At 32.7% G+C, this 23259-nt stretch carries 16 protein-coding genes, 1 tRNA gene and 1 riboswitch; of the genes, 4 read left to right on the top strand and 13 right to left on the bottom strand.

Annotation, left to right across the window (positions count from 1 at the left end):
- Positions 1 to 64: 64 nt before the first annotated feature.
- From metH to ASC44_RS12640, 8 genes are all read right to left on the bottom strand, one after another.
- A complete protein-coding gene (gene metH / locus ASC44_RS12675) occupies positions 65 to 2764 on the bottom strand; it encodes a methionine synthase (RefSeq protein ID WP_055448000.1) in 2700 nt (899 codons plus the stop codon).
- A gap of 134 nt (positions 2765 to 2898) precedes the next feature.
- Complete coding sequence (locus ASC44_RS12670; RefSeq protein WP_055435101.1) at positions 2899 to 3180, bottom strand: antibiotic biosynthesis monooxygenase family protein; 282 nt, start codon at positions 3178 to 3180, stop codon at positions 2899 to 2901.
- Between the two features lie 11 nt (positions 3181 to 3191).
- On the bottom strand, positions 3192 to 4211 hold the full coding sequence (locus tag ASC44_RS12665) for a homocysteine S-methyltransferase family protein (protein WP_055447999.1): 1020 nt from the start codon (positions 4209 to 4211) through the stop codon (positions 3192 to 3194).
- 194 nt (positions 4212 to 4405) lie between these two features.
- Entirely contained in the window at positions 4406 to 4696 is a 291-nt protein-coding gene (locus ASC44_RS12660) for a rhodanese-like domain-containing protein (protein WP_055447998.1), read from the bottom strand.
- Positions 4697 to 4713: 17 nt separating this feature from the next.
- Positions 4714 to 5883 carry a trans-sulfuration enzyme family protein gene (locus ASC44_RS12655; RefSeq protein ID WP_055447997.1) on the bottom strand — a complete coding sequence of 390 codons (1170 nt, stop codon included), beginning with the start codon at positions 5881 to 5883 and terminating at the stop codon, positions 4714 to 4716.
- A gap of 77 nt (positions 5884 to 5960) precedes the next feature.
- On the bottom strand, positions 5961 to 9356 hold the full coding sequence (thrA, locus tag ASC44_RS12650; RefSeq protein WP_055447996.1) for a bifunctional aspartate kinase/homoserine dehydrogenase I: 3396 nt from the start codon (positions 9354 to 9356) through the stop codon (positions 5961 to 5963).
- Entirely contained in the window at positions 9356 to 9808 is a 453-nt protein-coding gene (locus ASC44_RS12645) for an OsmC family protein (protein ID WP_055447995.1), read from the bottom strand. The genes thrA and ASC44_RS12645 overlap by 1 nt, the downstream gene beginning before the upstream one ends.
- 28 nt (positions 9809 to 9836) lie before the next feature.
- A complete protein-coding gene (locus ASC44_RS12640; protein ID WP_055448238.1) occupies positions 9837 to 11129 on the bottom strand; it encodes an O-acetylhomoserine aminocarboxypropyltransferase/cysteine synthase family protein in 1293 nt (430 codons plus the stop codon).
- 117 nt (positions 11130 to 11246) lie between these two features.
- A riboswitch (SAM riboswitch) is annotated at positions 11247 to 11368 on the bottom strand.
- A gap of 436 nt (positions 11369 to 11804) precedes the next feature.
- Between ASC44_RS12640 and metK the strand changes: the two genes are divergently transcribed.
- Complete coding sequence (gene metK / locus ASC44_RS12635; RefSeq protein ID WP_055447994.1) at positions 11805 to 13061, top strand: methionine adenosyltransferase; 1257 nt, start codon at positions 11805 to 11807, stop codon at positions 13059 to 13061.
- A gap of 166 nt (positions 13062 to 13227) precedes the next feature.
- Here the strand turns inward: metK and ASC44_RS12630 are convergent.
- From ASC44_RS12630 to ASC44_RS12620, 3 genes are all read right to left on the bottom strand, one after another.
- A tRNA-Tyr gene (locus ASC44_RS12630) sits at positions 13228 to 13309 on the bottom strand.
- A 104-nt stretch (positions 13310 to 13413) separates the two neighbouring features.
- A complete protein-coding gene (locus ASC44_RS12625) occupies positions 13414 to 16125 on the bottom strand; it encodes a carboxypeptidase regulatory-like domain-containing protein (protein ID WP_055447993.1) in 2712 nt (903 codons plus the stop codon).
- A 117-nt stretch (positions 16126 to 16242) separates the two neighbouring features.
- Positions 16243 to 17205 (bottom strand): GLPGLI family protein, encoded by a 963-nt coding sequence (locus ASC44_RS12620; RefSeq protein ID WP_055447992.1) that lies wholly within the window; start codon positions 17203 to 17205, stop codon positions 16243 to 16245.
- Positions 17206 to 17389: 184 nt separating this feature from the next.
- Between ASC44_RS12620 and ASC44_RS12615 the strand changes: the two genes are divergently transcribed.
- The 3 genes from ASC44_RS12615 to ASC44_RS12605 all read left to right on the top strand — a co-directional run bounded on the left by ASC44_RS12615 (position 17390) and on the right by ASC44_RS12605 (position 21612).
- Positions 17390 to 18172 (top strand): hypothetical protein, encoded by a 783-nt coding sequence (locus ASC44_RS12615; protein WP_055447991.1) that lies wholly within the window; start codon positions 17390 to 17392, stop codon positions 18170 to 18172.
- A 1-nt stretch (position 18173) separates the two neighbouring features.
- The gene (locus ASC44_RS12610; protein ID WP_055447990.1) at positions 18174 to 18788 is read left to right on the top strand and encodes a deoxynucleoside kinase; all 615 of its coding nucleotides are present in this window, start codon (positions 18174 to 18176) and stop codon (positions 18786 to 18788) included.
- A 331-nt stretch (positions 18789 to 19119) separates the two neighbouring features.
- Positions 19120 to 21612: a M48 family metalloprotease gene (locus ASC44_RS12605; protein WP_055447989.1), complete on the top strand. Its 2493-nt coding sequence runs from the start codon at positions 19120 to 19122 to the stop codon at positions 21610 to 21612.
- Between the two features lie 6 nt (positions 21613 to 21618).
- Here the strand turns inward: ASC44_RS12605 and ASC44_RS12600 are convergent, their stop codons facing one another.
- Positions 21619 to 22617, bottom strand: a complete 999-nt coding sequence (locus ASC44_RS12600; RefSeq protein WP_055447988.1) for an App1 family protein — start codon at positions 22615 to 22617, stop codon at positions 21619 to 21621.
- A 68-nt stretch (positions 22618 to 22685) separates the two neighbouring features.
- Entirely contained in the window at positions 22686 to 23192 is a 507-nt protein-coding gene (locus ASC44_RS12595) for a hypothetical protein (RefSeq protein ID WP_161805024.1), read from the bottom strand.
- Between the last annotated feature and the right edge of the window lie 67 nt (positions 23193 to 23259).

Genomic DNA, 23259 nt, shown 5'->3' with positions numbered 1-23259 from the left:
CCATTTTTCAGCTTAAAAAGACTGTATCTCTCATCTATTATGAGACTACTTCCTTCACTGGCATTTACTCTGTTAAATTAGGATGCAACCACTTTCTTGCTTTTTCTAATGTGATATTCTTTCTTAGTGCAAAATCTTTAACTTGATCGTCTGTAATTTTACCCAATCCAAAATACTTCGCTTCTTCGTTTGCAAAATAATATCCCGAAACTGCAGCTCCTGGCCACATGGCTAAACTTTCGGTAAGCGTTACACCTATTTGTTCTTCTACTTTTAACAAGTCCCAAATCGTTTCTTTTTCTAAATGATCTGGGCACGCTGGATATCCAGGTGCTGGACGAATACCCTTGTAATTTTCCTTAATTAAATCTTCGTTTGTTAAGTCTTCATTTGCACCATAAGCCCAATGTTTTATTCTTACTTGCTTGTGCAAGTATTCGGCTAAACCTTCAGCAAACCTATCTGCAATTGCCTGAACCATTATGGCATTATAATCGTCTTCTTTATCTTTATATTTCTTAGCCAACTCGTCTGCTCCAAAAATAGCAGTACAAAAAGCACCCATATAATCGGTAATTCCAGTTTCTTTAGGCGCAATAAAATCTGATAACGCAAAACTTGGTTTTCCTGCTCGTTTTTTTAATTGCTGACGTAGCGTTCTAAAAACAGCTATTTCTTCTCCTTTTTTCTGAATAGAAATATCATCATCATTAATAGTATTTGCTTCAAACAAACCAAAAATAGCTTTCGGTTTTAATAACTGCTTATTTATAATTTTCTTTAAAATAATTTGAGCATCTTCAAACAAAATAGTGGCTTGCTCGCCAACAACCTCATCAGTTAAAATGTTTGGATACTTTCCATGTAAATCCCAACTTCTAAAAAACGGACTCCAATCTATAAATGGCAGAATTTCTTTTAAACTAACCTGCTCTAACGTTTGAACACCTAGTGTTTTTGGTTTTACAATATGACTTGTATTCCAATCGATTTTAAACTTCTCTTCCCTTGCTTTTTCAATGCTGATGTATGATTTTTCCTTACCACGTTTTAAAAACTTGGTTCTAAACTCGTCATAATCCTTCTTTAATTTAGCAACATATAAATTACTTGTTTTAGGATTCAATAAATCACTAACAACAGTTACTGCTCTAGAGGCGTCATTAACATGTACAACTGCATTTTTATATTGCGTATCAATCTTTACAGCGGTATGCGCTTTAGAGGTTGTTGCACCACCAATTAACAACGGAACAACAAAATTCTGGCGTTCCATTTCTTTAGCCAAATACACCATTTCGTCTAACGACGGTGTAATTAAACCACTCAAACCTATAATGTCTACATTTTCTTCAATAGCAGCTGCTATTATTTTTTCTGGCGATACCATAACACCTAAATCTACAATCTCATAATTATTACAGCCCAAAACAACACTCACAATATTTTTACCAATATCGTGTACATCTCCTTTTACAGTTGCCATTAACACCTTACCTAAAGCTTTTTGTTTTTCACCTTTTTCGGCTTCAATAAATGGATTTAAGTAGGATACTGCTTTTTTCATGACACGAGCAGATTTCACCACTTGTGGTAAAAACATTTTTCCTGCACCAAATAAATCTCCAACCACATTCATTCCTGCCATTAAGTTACCTTCTATAACTTCAATAGGTTTATCTGCTTCTTGCCTTGCAATCTCTACATCTTCAATAATAAAAGCATCTATACCTTTAACTAAAGCGTGTGTAATTCTATCTTGTAATGGGTTTTCTCTCCAAGTTAAATCGGCTACTTTTTCTTTTTTAGAACCTTTTACAGTGTCTGCAAAATCTAATAAACGTTCGGTAGCATCGTCGCGTCTATCTAAAATAACATCTTCTACGCGCTCTAATAAATCCTTAGGAATATCATCGTAAATCTCCAACAAGGCTGGATTTACAATTCCCATATTCATACCTGCTTGAATAGCATAATATAAAAATACAGAGTGCATAGCTTCGCGAACACCATCATTTCCTCTAAAAGAAAAAGACACATTACTTACACCACCACTTACACTTGCATTTATTAAGTTTTCTCTTACCCAACGTGTTGCTTCAATAAAATCGATAGCATTTCTGCGGTGTTCGTCCATTCCTGTCGCTACAGGAAATATATTTAAATCGAAAATGATATCTTCCGAAGGAAAACCTACTTTATTTACTAAAACATCGTAAGAACGCTGTGCTATTTCTATTCGTCTGTCGTAATTATCTGCTTGCCCAACTTCATCGAAAGCCATAACAATAACTGCTGCTCCATAACGCTTAATTTGCTTGGCTTGCCAGATAAAATTTTCTTCGCCTTCTTTTAAAGAAATAGAGTTTACTACACACTTACCTTGTACAACTTTTAAACCTTCCTCTATGATTTCCCATTTAGAACTGTCAATCATAATAGGCACTCGACATATATCTGGCTCTGCTGCAATAAGATTTAAAAAACGAACCATAGACTTTACACCATCAATTAAACCATCGTCCATATTAATGTCGATAATTTGGGCGCCTCCATCTACTTGATGTCTTGCAACATCTAGTGCTTCATCAAATTCTTCGTTTTTTATTAATCGTAAAAACTTACGCGAACCTGCTACATTTGTACGCTCACCAATATTTATAAAGTTCATGTTTTCGTTTAAAACCAAAGGCTCTAAACCAGACAGTTTCATGTACTTTGTTTGTTTAACGTTTGCTTTTTTATGGATGTAAGTTTTACTCATCTATTAATACCTTATACTAACTTTATACATTTGTTATAAAACTTTTTCAAGTTTCACTTTTGTTTTATTCCTGAAATAAGTTTCAAATTTTTTAAAACCTATTATTTTGTTTCCAATCTGTAAAAAACAAATTATTAAACATAATGTTCTACAGTTGGAAATGGCTCGTAAAAACGATGCAATAATGCTTTCCATTGCTGATACTCTTCTGATTGTCTAAATCCTATCTCGTGATCTTCAATTGTCTCCCAATGCACTAATAATATATATTTATCGTCTTCTTCAATGCATTTTTTTAATTGATGAGAGATATAACCTTTCATTGATGAAATAATCTCTTGAGCTACCAAAAATGTTTTTTCAAACTCTTGAGACAATCCTTTTTTTATATTTAAAATTGCGACTTCTAAAATCATAACTTCCTATCTTAATGAGACGCTTCGACTGCACTCAAAATGGTCGTTTGGCGAGGTTTATATTTTGTTGCAATATTTGCAATAACACTAATATGTTCTGGACTTGTACCACAACAACCACCAATAATATTTATTAAATCTCTTTTTAAATACTCTTCTATTTGTTCCCCCATTTCTTCTGGAGTTTCATCATACTCACCAAAAGCATTTGGTAATCCTGCATTTGGATGTGCCGAAATAGCAAACTCTGTTTTACTAGCAATAGCCTCTAAATGCGGTTGTAATAAATTAGCACCTAAAGCACAATTAAAACCTACAGATAATAATGGAATATGCGATATAGAAATTAAAAAAGCCTCTGCTGTTTGTCCAGACAATGTTCTACCTGAAGCATCTGTAATTGTACCACTTAACATAATAGGCACCTCTATATTTCTTTCGTCTTTAACTTCTTCAATAGCAAATAAAGCTGCTTTTGCATTTAAGGTATCGAAAACCGTTTCTACCAATAACAAATCTGCTCCACCATCTATTAACGCTTCTACTTGTTGCTTGTAAGCTATACGCAACTCATCGAAAGTTACTGCTCTATAGCCAGGGTCGTTTACATCTGGAGACATACTTGCTGTACGATTTGTAGGCCCAATTGAACCTGCTACAAAACGTGGTTTATGTGGTTCTCTTTCCGTAAACTCGTCTGCTACTTCTTTTGCTATTTTAGCCGATTGGTAATTTAGTTCGTACACCAAATCTTCCATTTGGTAATCTGCCATCGCAATTGTAGTTCCAGAAAAGGTATTGGTTTCTATAATATCTGCTCCAGCTTCAAAATACTTACCATGAATGGTTTTTATAGCTTCTGGTTGCGTGATGGATAACAAATCGTTATTTCCTTGTAATGGCGTAGCATAATCTTTAAAACGTTCGCCTCTAAAATCTTCTTCAGAAAATTTATAAGCCTGTAACATGGTACCCATTGCACCATCCAACACTAAAATTCGTTTTTTTAATTCCTCTCTAATATTTGCCATCCTTAATACTATATTTCAACTACACCTAAGAAAACCTTAAGTACTATTATTATTTGTTCTCGATACTATTTCATTCCTTCGTCATAAAATCACTCGAACTGACGTTAATTATTTACTCTTGTCTTTTACTTCAATCTTTATACTAGATTACTGCCTAATCAGGAATGACAAATCGATGTAAATATTTTATTATTTTACAAATAAGATTCTACATTTTCCCATGGTCCTCCATTAATAACATCTAAGCCATTGTCTTCTAAAAGTTCTTTTGCTCTTTCGCTTCTTGCTCCACTTCTACAACATGTTATTATTGGCTTATCAAGCGCTTTTAGTTGGTCTATTTCATATTCCAATTCATCTAAAACGATATGTAATGAATTATCTACATGACCTTCATTATACTCACCTTCCGTTCTAACGTCTAATATTACAGCACCTTTATCTAGATACTCTTGAATGTTTTTAAATTCTGAATTTTTACTCATAATCTGTGTTTTTTATTTTATAATGCTAATGCTTGATTTAAATCTTTAATAATATCTTCTGGATGCTCTAATCCTACCGAAACACGCACTAAACCGCCAATAATACCCGTTAATAATCTTTCTTCTTCGGTTAGCTTTGCATGTGTTGTTGATGCTGGATGCGTGACAATACTTCTAGTATCACCAAGGTTTGCAGATAACGATAATAGCTTAATATTATTTAAAAACTGTCGTCCTGCCTCAATACCACCTTTAACTTCAAAAGCAACAATATTACCACCAGCTTTCATTTGCTTTTTAGCCAATTCGTACTGTGGATGCGATTTTAAAAAAGGATATTTTACAACATTTACTTTATCGTGACTTTCTAAAAATGTTGCTATTTTTAATGCGTTCTCACAATGTCTATCTAATCTAACCGCTAAAGTCTCTAAACTTTTAGACAATACCCATGCATTAAAAGGTGACAATGCTGGACCTGTATTTCTTGAAAACAAATAGACTTTCTTAACTAAATCAGCTCTACCAACTGTAATACCACCTAGTACACGACCTTGACCATCTATTAACTTTGTTGCCGAATGGATTACCAAATCTGCTCCAAATTGTATAGGTTGTTGTAAATAAGGTGTTGCAAAACAATTATCGATAATTAAAATAAGATTATGCTTTTTAGCAATGCGACCTAAAGCTTCTAAATCCAAAATATCTACTGCTGGATTTGTTGGGCTTTCTGCATAAATAACCTTAGTACTTGGTTGAATTAAGCTTTCAATTTTATCAAGTTCATTTATTTTAAAATAACTGGTAGAAATATTCCACTTTGGTAAAATATTTTTAAACATGGTTTGTGTAGAACCAAAAACACTGTTACATGAAATAATATGATCTCCTGCATCTAATAAAGCTGCAAATGTTGAAAATATAGCAGACATACCCGAAGCAAAAGAATAACCACTTTCTGCGCCTTCCATTTTACAGATTTTATCTATAAACTCTGATGTGTTTGGATTTGAATAGCGACTGTAAATATTACGATCTTTCTCGTCTGCAAAAGAGGCTCGCATATCTTCGGCATCTTCAAATACATAACTAGATGTTAAGTATAAAGGTGTAGAATGCTCTAAATACTGAGAACGCTCTGTTTGTGTTCTTATGGCCTGGGTTTCAAAATTATTAGAATCCATTTAAGTTATTATTCTTCATTGTTCTCGATACAATTTTATTCCAAAGTCATAAAATCACTCGAACTGACAATTATTATTTAATTATTCTTTTCTGTTAGTCTTAAAATATCTCCAAAAACACCTCTTGCTGTTACTGATGCTCCAGCTCCTGCGCCTTGAATAACAATGGGTTTTTCGCCATAGCTTTCTGTGTATATTTCGAAAATAGAATCGGCTCCTTGCAACGCTCCTAAAGGCGATTGACTAGGCACAGACTCCAGTTTAACATCTAATTTCGCTCCGTTTTCTTGCGATAAATCACCGTGTAAATCGCCAATGTATCTTAATACGTGACCTTCTTTTTGTGCTTCTTTTATCTTTTGAAAAACAGTATTCATTTCATCTAAACTATCTAAAAACTGAGACGTTTCAATTTCTCTAAGCGGCTCTGGAATTAGGTTTTCGATAGTTACATCGCTAATTTCATTATGTAAATCTAATTCTCTCGCTAAGATTAATAGTTTTCTTGCGACATCGTTTCCGCTTAAATCTTCTCTTGGATTTGGTTCTGTAAACCCTTTATCTAGAGCTTGCTGTAATACGGTTGCAAACGAGGTGTCTTCCGAAGAAAACGTATTAAACAAATAACTTAACGATCCAGAAAACACACCACGAATACGCACAATATTTTCACCCGAAAGGTGCAATAATTTAATAGTATCTATTAGCGGTAAACCTGCACCAACATTAGTTTCGTATAAATAGCTTTTTTGATGCTTCTCTAAAGTATTACGTAATTGGTTATAGAATTCTAAATCTATAGTATTTGCTATTTTATTAGACGATACTAAATCGAAACCTTGCTCTACCAACTTAATATAATTAGATACAAACTCTAAGCTTGACGTATTATCTATAGCTATTAAGTTTTCTAAATGATTGTCTTTTGCAAATTGAAAGACATCTTCAATCTTATAATTTCCACCGTTAGTTTCTAATGTGTTTTTCCAGTTTTTATCGATGCCATTTTTATTGAATATTGCCTTTTTGGAATTGGCAATCGCAAAAATATTAAGCTTAATACCTTTACGTTTTTCGATATCTTTAGCTGAAGCAATAATTTGATTCACTAAAGCACCACCAACTAAACCATGTCCAAAAATGGCTAGATTTATCTTTTTTGAGATTCCGAAGATCTCTCCATGAATAACATTCAAGGCTTTATGAAGTTCCTTTTTTCTAACTACAATACTCACATTTTCGCCAGTAATTGTGTTATTGAAAAGGATAGGAATAATCTGGTTTTTAATTAAGGCATTAAACGGTTTGTGAAACGTGCTTAACTCTTGACCGATAATTGAAATGACAGACACATCGTCTATAACACTAATTTTATTAATGTCTTGCGAATAGAAATCATTCTCGAACTCTTGTTCTAAAACAATAACGGCTCTATTTGCATGTTCGGCTTCAATGACCAAACCAATACCACGCTCTGACGAGCCTTGAGAAATAATACTAACGCTTATATTCTCTTTACTTAAAGCAGTAAAAATCCTAGCATCTACACCGACTTTACCCAATAAACCACGTCCTTCGATATTTACTAAAGCCACATTATCTAAAACAGATAACGAACGGATACCTTTATCTTTATTTTGAGCCGTTATTATTGTGCCTTTATCTTCCGGATTGAATGTGTTTAAAATACGTAATGGAATATTTTTTTCTATTAAAGGAATAATAGTTTTTGCGTGTAAAATGGTCGTTCCAAAATTAGCCAATTCATTAGCTTCTGTAAAAGACAGTCTTTCAATTTTTCTAGCATCTGATACCAAATCGGGATTAGCGGTATAAATACCATTCACATGCGTATAATTTTGTAACTCTGCGGCATCAAGATAATTAGCCAATAATGCAGCAGTGTAATTACTACCATTACGACCTAAAGTTGTTGTTTTGTTATCTCTATTAGACGCTATAAAACCAGTGACTACATTAACTGTAGTGCCATTATTTTGTTTAAAATAAGCGACTACATTTTTCTTAGACAACGCATCTATTGGTTTTGCATTACCAAAGGTATCGTCTGTTTTTATAAACGTTCTAGCATCTGTTGCTTTTGCATTAATATTTTTTTCTATTAATAATGCCGTAACAACTTTAGCTGAAATTAATTCGCCTTGCGCTAACACTTCATCTTTAATTTTCTGACTATAATCCCCTAACAATTGCACACCTGCAAACAAGCTATCGAGCCTTGAAAATTCTGTTTCAAAATCTATGTTTGCAACTTCTTTTTGATAGTTTTTAAAAAATTCTAATTCTGTTTTATAACATTCATCAATTACTGCTTTTTCAAGAATGTTTTCTAATTGATCTGTGGCTTTTCCTCTTGCTGAAACCACAACAACGATATTTTCTTCGGCCTTAACTTTATTTTCTATAATAGAAATAACGCGGTTTAAACCTTCTCCATTGGCTAAAGATTTTCCTCCGAATTTTAATATTTTCATTTTATTCTCTTTTAATTCAGGCTTAAAAATGCCTTTTATTATTTTTTCGAGTTGCTCGAACTCTATTAAAAACGCATCGTGCCCGTGAATGGAATTAATTTCATTATAAGTAACATTGGGATGCGTTAATGCTAACTGTTTTTGTGTCTCTCGGTTTTCTTCAGCAGTAAAAAACAAATCAGAATCTACTGCAACAATTGTAATTTTAGATTGAATACCATCTAACACCTTATTGTTTAATTCTCTTCCCTTAGTAACATCGATGCTACGTAGTAATTGATTCATTAATTTATAAGCCGATAATTGAAAACGTTCCTGCAATTTATTACCATGATGCAACAACCAACTTTCTACATTAAACAGGTCTAAATCTTCGTTTTTAGAACGCTGAAACCTTGATTTAAAAGATTCTGGCGTACGATAACACAACATAGCATGCATGCGAGCGTCATGTACTGGGTTTTTAGAATTAACCAAAAACTGTTCTTGTATTTGACAATTAGCCATTAACCAATCTGTAGCTTTCCAATCTGTAGCCACAGGAATAAAATGTGTTGCTAAATTGGGTTTTAAAACTGCCATTTCCCAAGCAATTCCTCCTCCAAGAGAACCTCCAACCATAGCGTAAACCGAGTTGATGTTTAGTTTTTCTAATCCTATTAAAAATAGTTTTGCTATATCTCTAGCAATAAAATCTTTATAATTTTCAATTAAAAAACCATCATATCCGTTTCCTGGGATATTAAATGCTAAAACGGTATATTGTTTAGTGTCGATAACTTTATTATCGCCAACCAAATCGGACCACCAACCGCCTTCTCCTGCAACATTACTATTACCTGTTAGCGCATGATTTACCAATACAATTGGAGCTGTATGTAATGCTTTACCAAAAAGCTGATAAGACAACTTTATTTTAATTGCCTTACCACTTTGAGTAACATAATCGATACTGTCTATGTATTGTAAATCTGTCATTAATTAAGGTTGTATTCTTTTTGCACTGAGATTTTTACTGGTGTATTATTAGATAAATTATCTCTAACTGGACATCGTGCTTCAACAATTTCTAACCATTTAACTAATGTTTCAATGCTGGCAGTAGTTTCTGGCACTAGTTTTAATTCTATATTTTTAAAACCTGCGCGCTCATTATTTGATGTCCCTAGAAACTTACCTGGGTTAATATCTCCTGATACTTCTATGTTTAATTTATCAATTTTAAAACCAAGTTCTTTAGCTACTAAATGACCAACAACGTTAACACAGCCTGCAAATCCTGCAAGAATATATTCTACTGGATTAGCACCTTCGTCTGCACCATTTAAAGCTTCGGGTTCATCTATTACTAATTTAAACTGCCTTGCTTTTCCAACAAATTGTGTCGCAGATGTACTTACTCCTGCTACTGAAAATTTTAAATCACTCATCTTTTCTGAATTTTAATTAAGTAACGTCTTAAGCTAAAACTGTTTTTTTAACGACTGCGAAAGCTTCTTTTAAATCGGCTTTTAAATCTTCTATATTTTCGATTCCTACGGATAGTCTAATTAAATCCTTAGTCACTCCTGTTAATTGTTGTGCTTCATCACTTAATTGTTGATGCGTAGTACTTGCAGGATGAATGATTAATGATTTTGTATCACCAATATTGGCCAATAGCGAGAATAATTTTGTGGTGTCTGCTATTTTTTTAGCCGATTCAAAACCACCATCAACCCCAAAAGTAACCACACCACTTTGTCCTTTTGGTAAATATTTTTTAGCTAAACTATTATATTTACTAGTCTGTAATCCTGGATAATTTACCCAAGTTACTTCTGGTTGCTCTTGCAACCATTTTGCTAGCGCTAATGCATTTTGAGAGTGCTTTAAAATTCTTAATTCTAATGTTTCTAATCCTTGAATGATTTGAAAAGCGTTAAACGGACTTAATGCGCCACCGTAATCTCTTAAACCTTCGATTCTAACTTTAGCAATAAATGCAGCCGCACCAATAGCTTCGCTATACACTAAACCATGGTAACCAGCAGACGGCTCTGTAAATTCAGGGAATTTTCCGTTAGTCCAATCAAATGTTCCTCCATCTATAATGATACCACCAAGCGATGTTCCATTACCATTAATATATTTAGTTAAAGAATGGATTACAATGTTTGCGCCATGCGCAATTGGGTTTAATAAATAAGGCGTTGCCACTGTATTATCTACAATTAAAGGTACTTTAATTGCTTTGGCTTCTTTAGAAATAGCCTCTAAGTCTAACACATCTAATTTTGGATTTCCTAGAGACTCTACAAAAATAGCTCTTGTATTTTCTTGCGCTGCTTTGCTAAAATTTTCTGGATCTGAAGGATCTACAAAAGTTGTCGTAATACCATGTCTTGGCAATGTAACACTTAACAAATTGTATGTTCCACCGTATAAACTACTTGATGCTACAATATGATCGCCTGCTTTTAACAACGTTAACAATGTTGTAGAAATTGCTGCTGTACCAGATGCTGTTGCGACTGCCGCAATACCACCTTCGAGTGCTGCGATACGTTGCTCTAAAATATCGTTTGTTGGGTTGTTTAATCGGGTGTAAATAAAACCTGGCACAGAAAGATTAAATCGTCCTGCGGCGTCATCTGAATCGTCAAAAACATAAGATGATGTTTGATAAATAGGAACCGCTCTTGTTCCTCCTGTTTTACTTGTGTCGTGTCCTGCGTGTAATGCTTGTGTTGCAAATTTTTGTGTACTCATTTTTCTAAGTTTTCGAGTTAAATAAATTAATTCAAAAGTCAAATAAGCTTCATTTGAAGCGTACATATTAGAAAAATGTTAAAAAGAAATACTAATCACAGATGAGTAATTAGATTTTAGTTATCTATCCAATGTTCGATTAATGAATCGAAAATTAAGTAGAATTTAGCACCTTCTTAGTAAGTCTAAGGGTTGCTAAGGTTTCAGCGAGTCTATCTCTCCACCTTTCTTGATAACATTTCAGTAAGTGTTTGAACTTTGTGAGCACAAATATTGTGAAAAAAAATCTAATTAACCAAACTAAAAAGAATATTTTTCCGAATAATTAATTTAAAATAATTAAAACAGAAAATAAATCTTTAGAGTCAATATTAAACAAAATATATTTCACCAAAAACAGTCTATTACTATTTTATAAAACTAAAATTATTTTAATAAAAAATATTGTCTTTTAATTATCACGTTTTCTGACTTAAAGATTTAATCCTTAAAGATAAAGTTTTCATAAAATTGTAAAAAGGAATTTCTATCCATATAATTTTTTATACTTTTGTCGAAATTAATTACGAGGACGGATTTGACTGATTGCAACCTCATTAAAAAATGCTAAAGGCAGTGTAAACTTCCTTCGACGCTTTCGTCAAATCCTGTATATATAAAATTTAAAAAAAAGTTATGGCGTATTTATTTACATCAGAAAGTGTATCTGAAGGACATCCAGATAAAGTTGCAGATCAAATTAGTGATGCATTAATCGACAATTTTTTAGCATTCGATAGTGAATCTAAAGTTGCTTGCGAAACCCTTGTTACTACAGGACAAGTAGTTCTTGCAGGAGAAGTAAAATCTAACACGTATTTAGACGTACAACAAATTGCAAGAGATACTATAAACAAAATTGGCTATACTAAGAGCGAATATATGTTTGATGGTAATTCTTGTGGTGTTTTTAGTGCTATCCATGAACAGAGTGACGATATTAATCGTGGTGTTGATAGAGACACAAAAGAAGAACAAGGTGCAGGAGATCAAGGAATGATGTTTGGTTACGCAACTAGCGAAACAGAAAACTATATGCCTTTGGCGTTAGATTTATCTCATAAAATATTAATTGAATTAGCAGAATTACGTCGTGAGAATAAAGACATTACTTACATAAGACCAGATTCTAAAAGTCAAGTAACTATAGAATATAGCGATGATAATACACCGCAACGTATAGAAGCTATAGTTGTTTCTACACAACATGATGATTTTGATAGCAATGACGATGTTATGCTAGCTAAAATTAGAAAAGATATTGTTGAGATATTAATACCAAGAGTAGTAGCGAAATTACCGGAAGCTATCCAAGCGTTGTTTAATGATGATATTAAATATCACATTAACCCAACAGGAAAGTTTGTAATTGGTGGACCACATGGTGACACAGGATTAACTGGACGTAAAATTATTGTAGACACCTATGGTGGAAAAGGTGCTCATGGTGGAGGTGCTTTTTCAGGAAAAGACCCTAGTAAAGTAGACAGAAGTGCTGCTTACGCAACAAGACACATTGCAAAAAACTTAGTTGCTGCAGGTGTTGCTGAAGAAATTTTAGTTCAAGTTTCTTACGCTATTGGTGTTGTGGAGCCTATGGGAATATTTGTTGACACTTATGGTACTTGTCCATTTAATATGACAGACGGAGAAATTGCAAATAAAATTTCGAAAGTGTTTGACATGAGACCATCTGCAATAGAATCTCGTTTAAAACTACGTAATCCAATATACAGCGAAACTGCTGCTTATGGACACATGGGAAGAATAAACGAAACAGTTACTAAAACATTTTCTAGACCAAATGGAGATGACATTACTTTAGATGTTGAGTTGTTTACTTGGGAAAAACTAGATTACATTGATAAGGTGAAAGCAGAGTTTGGTATTTAAACTTCAGCTACATAAAAACAAAAAAGCCTTCTCAAACGAGAGCTTTTTTATTTTCCGCTTAAAGCGACATCTATCAACCCAGCAACACATTGTTGGTTATAATAAACTTCACTTGTTTATATAACAAAAAAAGTCTGTACATATGTACAGACTTTTCTAATTTGTGTGGGGAGAATAGGATTCGAACCTATGAAGACGTAGTCAGCAGATTTACAGTCTGCCCTCGTTGGCCGCTTGAGTATCTCCCCCAAAACTGATGGCAAATATATTATAGTTTTTACAAGCCTACAAACTTTTTTATCAAAAAAAGCGAGTTAAAAACTAACTCGCTTTATTTTAACCTATTAACGCTTTACAAACTATAGATAATTCTAAAAGTTAAAAATCTTGGTTGTATAAAGTATTCTGTTGCACTTACAGAAAAAGCTCCTGCATTGGTATTATTTTGAGATTTGGTATCCAACAAGTTAGTTGCTTTTACTTCGTATTCAAACTTACTATCTTCATCTTTTCTATATGCTAAAGAAGCATTCCAAAATTCGTAAGTATTAAGTGAGGTTTCTTCATTTCTAAAATCGTTATACGTATAATCTGTTTTAAAAGTAAAACTCTTAAGCATTAAAGCATCGAAACTTACGGATGGAGAGTGTGTAAAGAAGCTAGATCTCGTTGCTCCTTGATCGTTATCATTAATTGTATAACCGTAACTAAAATCAAAATTTGGAGCATCTCTAAAGTTAGAGCTTAAACCAGCACTATAAGTTTGAGAATAACTCTCGTTAGTAGAGACGTTATCATTAATTAATTGATTGTATTTAGAATAATTAAAGTTACCTCTAACAGAAGCTTTTAATTTCCCAAACGAACGCTGAAATCTTCCGAAGGCAGTAACGCTTTCGTCAGCAAAATCTGAATTTATAGACGACCCAACATTAACTACACTTCCTGGCTGAAAAGAAGAAGCTCCTCTAATACCATCTATATTTTTTGTGTACGATAGTCTTCCGAAGACATTTGTATAATTAAACATATTAAAACTAAAATAGTTTAAACTTAAATTATGAGCTGTTGCACTTTCTAATTCTGGATTTCCAGAGTATAGAGAGTTATAATTATTTAATACTAAACCACGTGCTAAGTTAGTAACGTCTGTAAAAGTAGTTTGCATGCGATAATTCAATTGGACACTCTCACTCTTTTTAAGCTGAATAACCATGTTGAAATCTGGCAACAGTCTAAAGAAATTGTCTTTAACCTCTGTACCATACTGAGAATTATTAGAACTATAAGCATGTGCTGAAACACCTGGCGTAAAAGTAAATATTCCCGTTTTAAAACGGTAATGAGCACCTACATAAACATCACTAAAATTATACTCTGTGTCGTTAGCATCTAAACCATCATTAATAGTTGCTGTTGTATCAAATTGAGAACCATTATCTAAAAACTGAAAAATATCGGTGTTAAAATTTTGCTTACTTAAAATGGTTCCTAAAGTTAAATTGATATTACTTTTAGGTGTTAACACATTCCAGTAATCTAACTTTGCATCTAATTGATTAGACTTTACTCTTTTATCTTGCCCAATGCTATAATTCGATTGCGCTTCGTCTAAACCTAACGCTGCTGCTGTGTTACCATAATTTATTTTATCTTCTAAAATAGCATTATAAAAAGGATCTTCGTCTGAAATTTCATGTAAGCCTGCAAAAGCAAAAATATTATTCTCATCTAAGGTGTAATAATACTTTAAACTTTGATTTAAACTAAACGGTTTAGAGTTTTCAACCTGACCAATATCTCCAACAACAGAAGAAAAGAAACTTTGGCGTTGTTCTTCCTTTGTTACTTTAGCCAACACATCATAATCTAATTGATTGTTTCCATTTGGCTTGTACTTAGCTTTAAACTTTAATAAACCAGCATCACTACTTTGTCTTGTATTACTTGCTGTTGTTTCATCCGGTATACCTAAAGCTTCATCTGTATACTCTACACTTTGGTTTTCTTGAAGTTCTATTCTACTACTCGTAAAAATAGCAAAACCACCAATATCTAAAGCCTCATTTGGAGAGACATTAAAGTTTACTGCTCCAAATTTTGTATTTATATCTTTAGCTTTATCATTTTGAAGATTAGAAAAGTTTAATCCACCATCTCCAATATTTATATTTGTTCCACTTTGTTGACTTGGAGCACTAAAACCTCCACTAAAATTTCTAAAATCCCTGCGCGAGAATGCTAATTCTCCAATATTATTTAAATCTCCAATAAAATTGATACTCTTATTAGGACTATAATAAAATAACTTAGGCTGTGCTAGGTATAGTCCCTCAGTGTCAGAGTTTCCACTTCCTGCTGTTACTGTACCAAACCAAAAATTCTTTTTACCATCTTTAAGCTTAATATTAATAGCGACATTATCTTGGTTGTTTTGCACACCACTTAACTGTCCAACGTTAGAGAAGTTCTTTAAAACTTGCACTTTATCTATCGCATCTGCAGGAATGTTTTTAGTTGCCAATTTCGAATCTCCATCGAAAAAATCCTTTCCTTCAACCATTAATTTATTCACAACCTTACCTTCTACCTCTATTTGCCCATCTGCATTAATCTCTACACCTGGAAGCTTTTTCAAGACATCTTCAAGTTTTCGCTCTGTTCCGTTTTTAAAGGAATCTGCATTATAAACAATAGTATCTCCTTTAATAGTAACTGGCATTTCATAAACCAACTCTACTTCTTCAAGACTATTATCCATAACCAAACTAAAATCTTTATTTAAAGACTCCTCTTTTGTTGTTATTTCTTGTTCAAATGTGGTAAAACCAATATAGCTAACTTGTATTTTGTACGTCGTATTTTTACCTAAATTAAGTTTATAGCGTCCAGCATCATTTGTTACTGCATAAGACTCTAATACTTTAGATTCTTTGTTTATAGCTATAACATTTGCAAACTCCAAAAGCTCTCCTTCGGTATCTTTTACTATACCTTCAAATTTAACTTGTGCAAAAGCTGTGCTTGTTACTATTAAAAGTAACAGTGTAAAAAAGTGTTTCATCTATTTTTGTATGGTTTTTTTTTAACAAACAACCTCTATTTGTTTTTACTATATTTTTAGTAAAAACAATTCTATGTTCGCTTTTGTAATTGTATTGGCTTATTCTAAAATTCGAGATTAACGTCCTCCTCCACGACCACCGCGATTTCTTCCTCCGTACATTTCTCTCATTTCTTCCATTTTCTTTTTAACGATGTCGTTATATTCAGCTTTCGTAACCTCTTTCCCTTTTGAAGGTTTTTTAATCTCTTGCTTTTCCGAAGGATTCATTACTATTTTAGAACATAGAATAGTAGTTCGACCCGAATTGATTTCTAAAATTAAACCTGGTAATCCCCAAAAATCTCCAGGACCACTATTTACAGGTATTTGCATTGTATACCAAGCAACAACCTCTTCTTCTTTTGGAACCTCTATTTCATCTGATATAACTGTAGTCTTTTCTTCAGTCGATGCTAATGTAGAAGAATCGTTTACTTTCTCTCCCTCTTTACCTTCTCCCTTTCCAAAAGCACTAACCGTTCTATCACCTTTAGTCTTTGCTTCTTCTTTCTTCTTATCATCATCTCTTCCTCTTCTTCTCATTTTAGAAAAGTCCATTTCATCAACCTTTTTTGTTGCAACAGCTTTCATAGCCATGTATTTACCAATTTGCTTGGTTTCACCTGTCATTTTCCACTCTAATTTTTCTAAATCATCTTTAATAAGAAACTGCTTTCCAAAAAACTCTTGATCTTGAATTAACTGCCCTTCTTTAATATTCTTGTATTGCGCACCAGCAGTAAAACTACTCATCATACCTCTAAAACCTCCTCCAGCACCTGGAGCCTCCAAAGCCTCATCTTCTTTATAAGTAGATTCCGATCTATTAAATGTTAAAATATAGGTCTTTTCTAACATACCTTTCATTCTCTCTGCTATAGCCTTTTTTCTTTCCGGACTCATATCCTTTCCTCCAAAACCGTCCATATCCATTGTTGTTTTAGACATGTAAGTTGCTACTCCTTGAAAATCGTCTTGTGCAGACAAAAGTGAAGCCGAGAATAACGTAATACAGATTAGTAATGCTTTTAATTTCATAATATTATTTCTAAATTGGTTTTGTAAAATTACAGATAACAACTGTTAGACGACCAAAAGCAAAAAATGTTTAATCCATAGATGTTAAATATTTCACAAAAAAAAATAAGCTTAAAATTATTAATTAACCATAATAAAACTTTAACTAAGTAAGTGGTCCAATTTTTGTATTTTCCAATCCTCTATGAAACAACTACTTTATTTATTACTTCTACTTCTTACATTTTCTACAAATGCTCAAGAAAGCATTAGTGCAGAACTTATAGATAAAATCGAATTTAAAGCCGATTCTATTATTGGCATCGATAACTTCGGCACGACATTCTACACTTTAAACAATACTTTAATAAAAAAACAAGAAGACCAATTACTTAAATACAGCAATGTACAATTAGGCACAATAACATCTGCAAACAGCTTTAATCCACTTAAAATAAATGTTTTTTACAAAGCATTTAACACTGTTACAATCTTAGATAATCGCTTAGCCGAAATCTATAAAATAGACTTCAACCAAACCGAACCATATAAAAACGTCTCCAACATTTCTACAGGAAGCGATAATACCATTTGGGTTTTTAATCAAGACTTAATGCAACTAGAATTATACGATTACAAAACAAAAACAGTCCGTACAAAAACGCTACCCATAGAAAGTAACGTATTAGATATTGCAAGCAACTATAATTCCTGCTGGCTACTAACAAAAAACCATCTTTACAAATACAATTACTTTGGAAGTTTAGTCTATAAAATGCCTAATAATGGCTACACTAGCATTAAAGAAAGTAACGAAAACATCATCTTAAAAAAAGACAACAAGTTATTTTACATTGCAAAAAACACAGAAACAACTAAACCTCTTAACATTACAAATTTGTTAATAAGTCAGTTTTTTGTAACCAATCAAATCGTGTATATTTACACCGATAAAGTGCTTTATCATTACCAACTTAAATTAAAATAATATGCACGTTGCCATTGCAGGAAACATTGGAGCTGGAAAAACTACGCTCACAAAACTATTAGCTAAACATTATAAATGGGAAGCGCAATTAGAAGACGTTGTAGACAATCCATATTTAGATGATTTTTACAACCAGATGGAACGTTGGAGTTTTAATTTACAAGTTTACTTCTTAAACAGTCGTTTTCGTCAAGTAGGCCTTATTCGTGAAAGCGGAAAAGACATTATTCAAGACCGTACCATTTATGAAGATGCACATATTTTTGCACCAAACCTTCATGCTATGGGATTAATGACTAATCGCGACTTCGAAAACTACTCATCACTTTTCGAACTTATGGAGAGCTTTGTGCAAGGTCCAGATTTATTAATTTATTTACGCAGTTCTATTTCTAATCTAGTTTCTCAAATCCACAAACGCGGTCGCGATTACGAAAACTCTATTAGCATAGATTATTTAAGCAGATTAAACGAGCGTTACGAAGCCTGGATCACAGGTTACGACAAAGGTAAATTACTAATTATCGATGTAGACAATCTTGATTTTGTAGACAACCCAGAGGATTTAGGATTGATTCTGAATAAAATTGATGCCGAAATAAACGGTTTATTTTAACCCATTAATTACTAATTTTATAGCGTTTCTTTTTACTCATACCTGCCAGGTTTAAAACCTTGCAGGATCGCAAAAAGTCAGGCTTTCACTACTCGCTCTCTGCGAGGAGCTCAAACATGCCGTTCAATCCTTAACGCCTTACTCTTATAAACTAAAAAGCGCTTCGCCTTTTTCCAAAATTAGTTGCGTTTTATTAAAATAAAACATCATTATACTTTATAAATAGTAAAGCGAAACAAAATCTCCACTTACTTTTTTTAAAGCTTCAAGCTATTTCATTTTTTTTCTGTAATTTCAAGTTTTTAAAACACTAAACTCTAGCTACGTTTACATGATTAAATTTTTCAAGTCCAAAAATAATGATGGTGAGACCAATAAAGCAACACTCTTTATCGCCTCAGGTTTTTCACTAACACAATTAAAAACCATTATAGAATCTAGCTTAGAGCAAATTAAAACTACTTCATTTAAGTTAAAAACTAAAGACAACACACTTGTTTTAGACTATAATATAAAAGAAGAAAAAGAACACATTCAAGCCTCTCGTTTTAGATTTATAAAAGAAGATAATAAGGTTACAATCTTTTCAGAATCTATAAATATAAATCTAGACACCTACAAAGAAACCATTAGCGTAGCAAAAGAATCTATTACAAAAAGCACTCTTTTTAAAGCCGTTCAAAATCAAGTAATAGAAACTCAAGACGACGGTTTGTACGCATTACATAATACCCAAAACTTAGGTTTTATACAACAACCAGATCTCTTTACTAAAAACTACATTTTTCATTTACTTAAAAAACAAGAATATATTTTAAGTCTTTTAAATACAAGTTCTGTAACATTAAAAACTAATACACTCGATTTTCCAGACAATACTACCTGGTATTTTATTGTTACCTCATTAAGAAATTTACTTATTGGCCACTCAAGTGGAACACATTATGTTCTCGATATTTCTAATGAAAAATTAACCTTAACCGAAAAAACAGGCAAAGATCTTATTACAGGAGAAACGTTTTCTCTATTAACTGAATTAATGAATGACGGTTATTACTCCGCTTTATTTCCTGTTATAACCTCGAAAAACAACAGATTAGACCTTTTTGGGGATTGCTTACTAAAAAAACACAATAGCAAAACAAAATATTTAAAACTTGCAGCAAAATGTTATGCACTACAACTAGAACATAACACTCTTGATATTTACGCACTAAAGAGCGAATTAATTGTATTAATGGAATCGCTAAAAATAGACAAAAAGAAACAGGAAGAAATTAGGCTACTTTTTAAAAAGCATAGTTTACGCTCTACTCTTTTTGGCGAAAATATCTCCAAAGTAATCGCTTCTTGGAATTTAGATTATAAAACACAACGTGAATTCTCGACCATTTTATTTAAAAAACAAGATATTCTATCTATTGAAAATAGTCTTACTTTTCAGCGTTCCTTTAGACCACTATTTCTAAAAAACGAAGACAAGCCTGAAAAGCAATTTGAATTCAATCTTAATTTCGCAAAAGCCCTAGCAAAGTCTAAATTCTATATCGATGCAATCGAAATCTACAAAAACATATACACAACATTACCAGACGCCAGCATCTTAGATTTAATTCCCACAAACGCCACAAATATTTTAAATGGACAAAACGGGCAAGAATTAAAAACTACCATTTTAGAGTCTATTTTAGATTGTGAGCAAAAAGCGCACTTAAATACAGAAGAAACGCTTCTAAAACTAGCACAATTACAGCCCTTAGTTACTACTAGAATTGAAGCGTTAAACCAAACTAGATTCCAACAGCTTTCTAAAACAATAGAGCAAACACTACACTTAGATAATGTAGAACCTGCTCCCATAGATTTTAACGAAAAAAACTACAACAAACTTGAAAAAACTAATGTTTTAGAAGCCGTAACACCTGATTGTTTCAAGAATGCTTCAGGTTTTTTCGATACCCTAAATGGCTATATTGCGAACATTAAACAGCCAGATTACAGTGCTGTTATTTCTTTTTCAGATAAATTAAACTCTAGCAACTATCCGGAAATTTATAAAGTGGTAACAAATATATGTTATGCACTTAATTTACAAACTCCAGAATGTTATATCGGTCGTGCAAATTACGCCAATACTATTATTGGCATAGAAGGCAAGCCTCCTTTTTTAATTATTGGTATTAATTTTATTAAAACCGAAACGCCAACACAACTTAATATTAATGAATTACGGTTTTTAATTGCGGTAGAGCTTGCTCACATTTATTTTGAACACTCAAAAATCACCTCAAGCGATGTTTGGAGAGGTGCTGCCGAAAAAGGTTTTTCGGTTATAAGTGTGTTACTTACCATACTGCCTTTTGCAGGAAGCTTAGGCTCAATACTTGGCAATTTTACTAATGTCGACAAATATCTAAAAATTGTAAGCAATGTAGAAAAAGCCTCTAATGTTGCCGAAAAGAGTCAAGACATTCTAGAAGTTGGCGACAAACTAAATATTAATTTCTTGAATAAAAATGATGAGACTACTAGTTCTCAAGACCTTTTAATTACCTCTAGATTAATGGAAATAATGGCAGATAAGGTTGCTCTTCTTTTTTCTGATGATTTGTATGCGGCCGTTAGAAGCATTATTTTAAGCACTCCAGCTTTCGAAAAAGAGTTACCTGCAATATCTAAATATGGTTTAAAAAATGTGTTGGAACGCATTAATGACAAAGAAGAATTTCATCATCAAGAAACCATTATAAGAATTAAAAGTTTATGTTCTTTTTATCTTTCCGATACTTTTACCGATTTAAAAAACAAACTTAATAAAGCTTAACAATTATTACTTTATAAAGCCATTAACTTTTGCATGCTCAATAGCCTGATCGCTACTTTCAACCAACAAAGCTGGTGTAGTTTTGTAATTTTCTAGTAATCCTTTTACTCGTATTATTCTCTTTTCATGTTTTACACTACGCAAATAAATCGCTTTAATTCTATCCGGAAACAGTTCTGCTATTTCTAAATAAATATCCACATCGTGCTCACCACTATCACCTATTAAAATAAACGGTAAATCTGGATATGTTTTAAGTAAATTTAAAATCTCTTTTTGCTTTTGTGGCTTTTCGTTTGGAGTCTTTTTCTTTAGCATATTACTAAAGCTTCTTAATAAAATTGGTCCTTTAGGGAAATCGTTTTGCTTTAGAAATAATTCTAAATAGAGATACAAATTCCAAGGACTATGACTTACATAAAATATTGGATTTGCATTCTCGCCAGATTTACCTCTATGCAACAAATGATAAAACTCGGCAGCTCCCTTGAGAGGCAAGCGCATTTTTGCCGATTTAAAAAGCGTATTATATAAAAGCCTCCATTTTAGCGTAGACACTACTCCTGTATGCAGAATAGTATCGTCGATATCACTAGCAACACCAAACTCGGCCTTGGTAGACGGTATTAAAATTTCAGCAGGAAATCGATTATTTTCCTGAATGTTTCGTTTTACATTAACATCACTATAAGCGACTTCACAAGCTAACCAACCTTCAGTATTTGCCATGATTCTTAAATCCTGTAAATCGGCTTTCACTTTAAAATAGCCTTTAGCATCGCTTTCCGTTTTTAAAATCGTCCCGTCTGGTAATTTTATATTAATTCCAACATGTCTAGCTTCATCGGTTTCAATACGTTTCCAACTATTAATTAACAATCTAAAAAAACCACCTTGCTCTAAATCTATAGATTCGTCTTGCAATGCTCTGCCTCTTAAATAAAAATGGGAGTCTGTTCCATAACTTTGGAATGCTATAATTTGTAAAGGATCTTTCTTAAACACAGATTGAATAAATTAAGTGCTCAAGATACTAAAATCGAAAAAACAAGCACTCTATTAATATTGGTAATTTACTGTACTCTTATAAGTCGTTTAATGTTTGCTTTAATTTCAACAAGATCTTCCATTAGCATATTATGCTCTTCTTTTATCCTGAAAGACAATTGAGCTAATGCTTCATTTTCACTATAGTCTAAAGTAATTTTACAGAGTGCCAAATCGTGCTCAAGCTGTCCCTTTTTATGATCTAACATATAAATACGCGAAACCACCGCTTTAAATTCATTCCTTAAATTTAAAATAAGCAAAGATTTTCTTGGCAACAACGCACTTAAACTATCTAGAAGCTCCTCGAAATTATGGTTAGAAGACGAATGCGCACAACCAAGTCTTACTACTCGATCTTCAGTATTACATAGTTTTTCACGATTAAAAACAAGGGTCTTGTTATCTTCTCTATAAACCGGTTTTTTGTTTAACCCGAACACAACATGCTCATGATACATACCACATTTTACGATTTCAAATTTTTGAAACTGTAGCCGTAACTTATTTATTTTTTCAGATTTATTAATCACACTATTAAAAGTAAATAAATATAAGAGAAATTGCAATAGGTAAAACTACCTGATTTTAGAGCACAAA

Source organism: Lacinutrix mariniflava (assembly GCF_001418015.1).
Classification (GTDB): Bacteria; Bacteroidota; Bacteroidia; order Flavobacteriales; family Flavobacteriaceae; genus Lacinutrix; species Lacinutrix mariniflava.
Note: the sequence above shows the minus strand (reverse complement) of the source record. Positions and strands in the feature narration are given on the sequence as shown.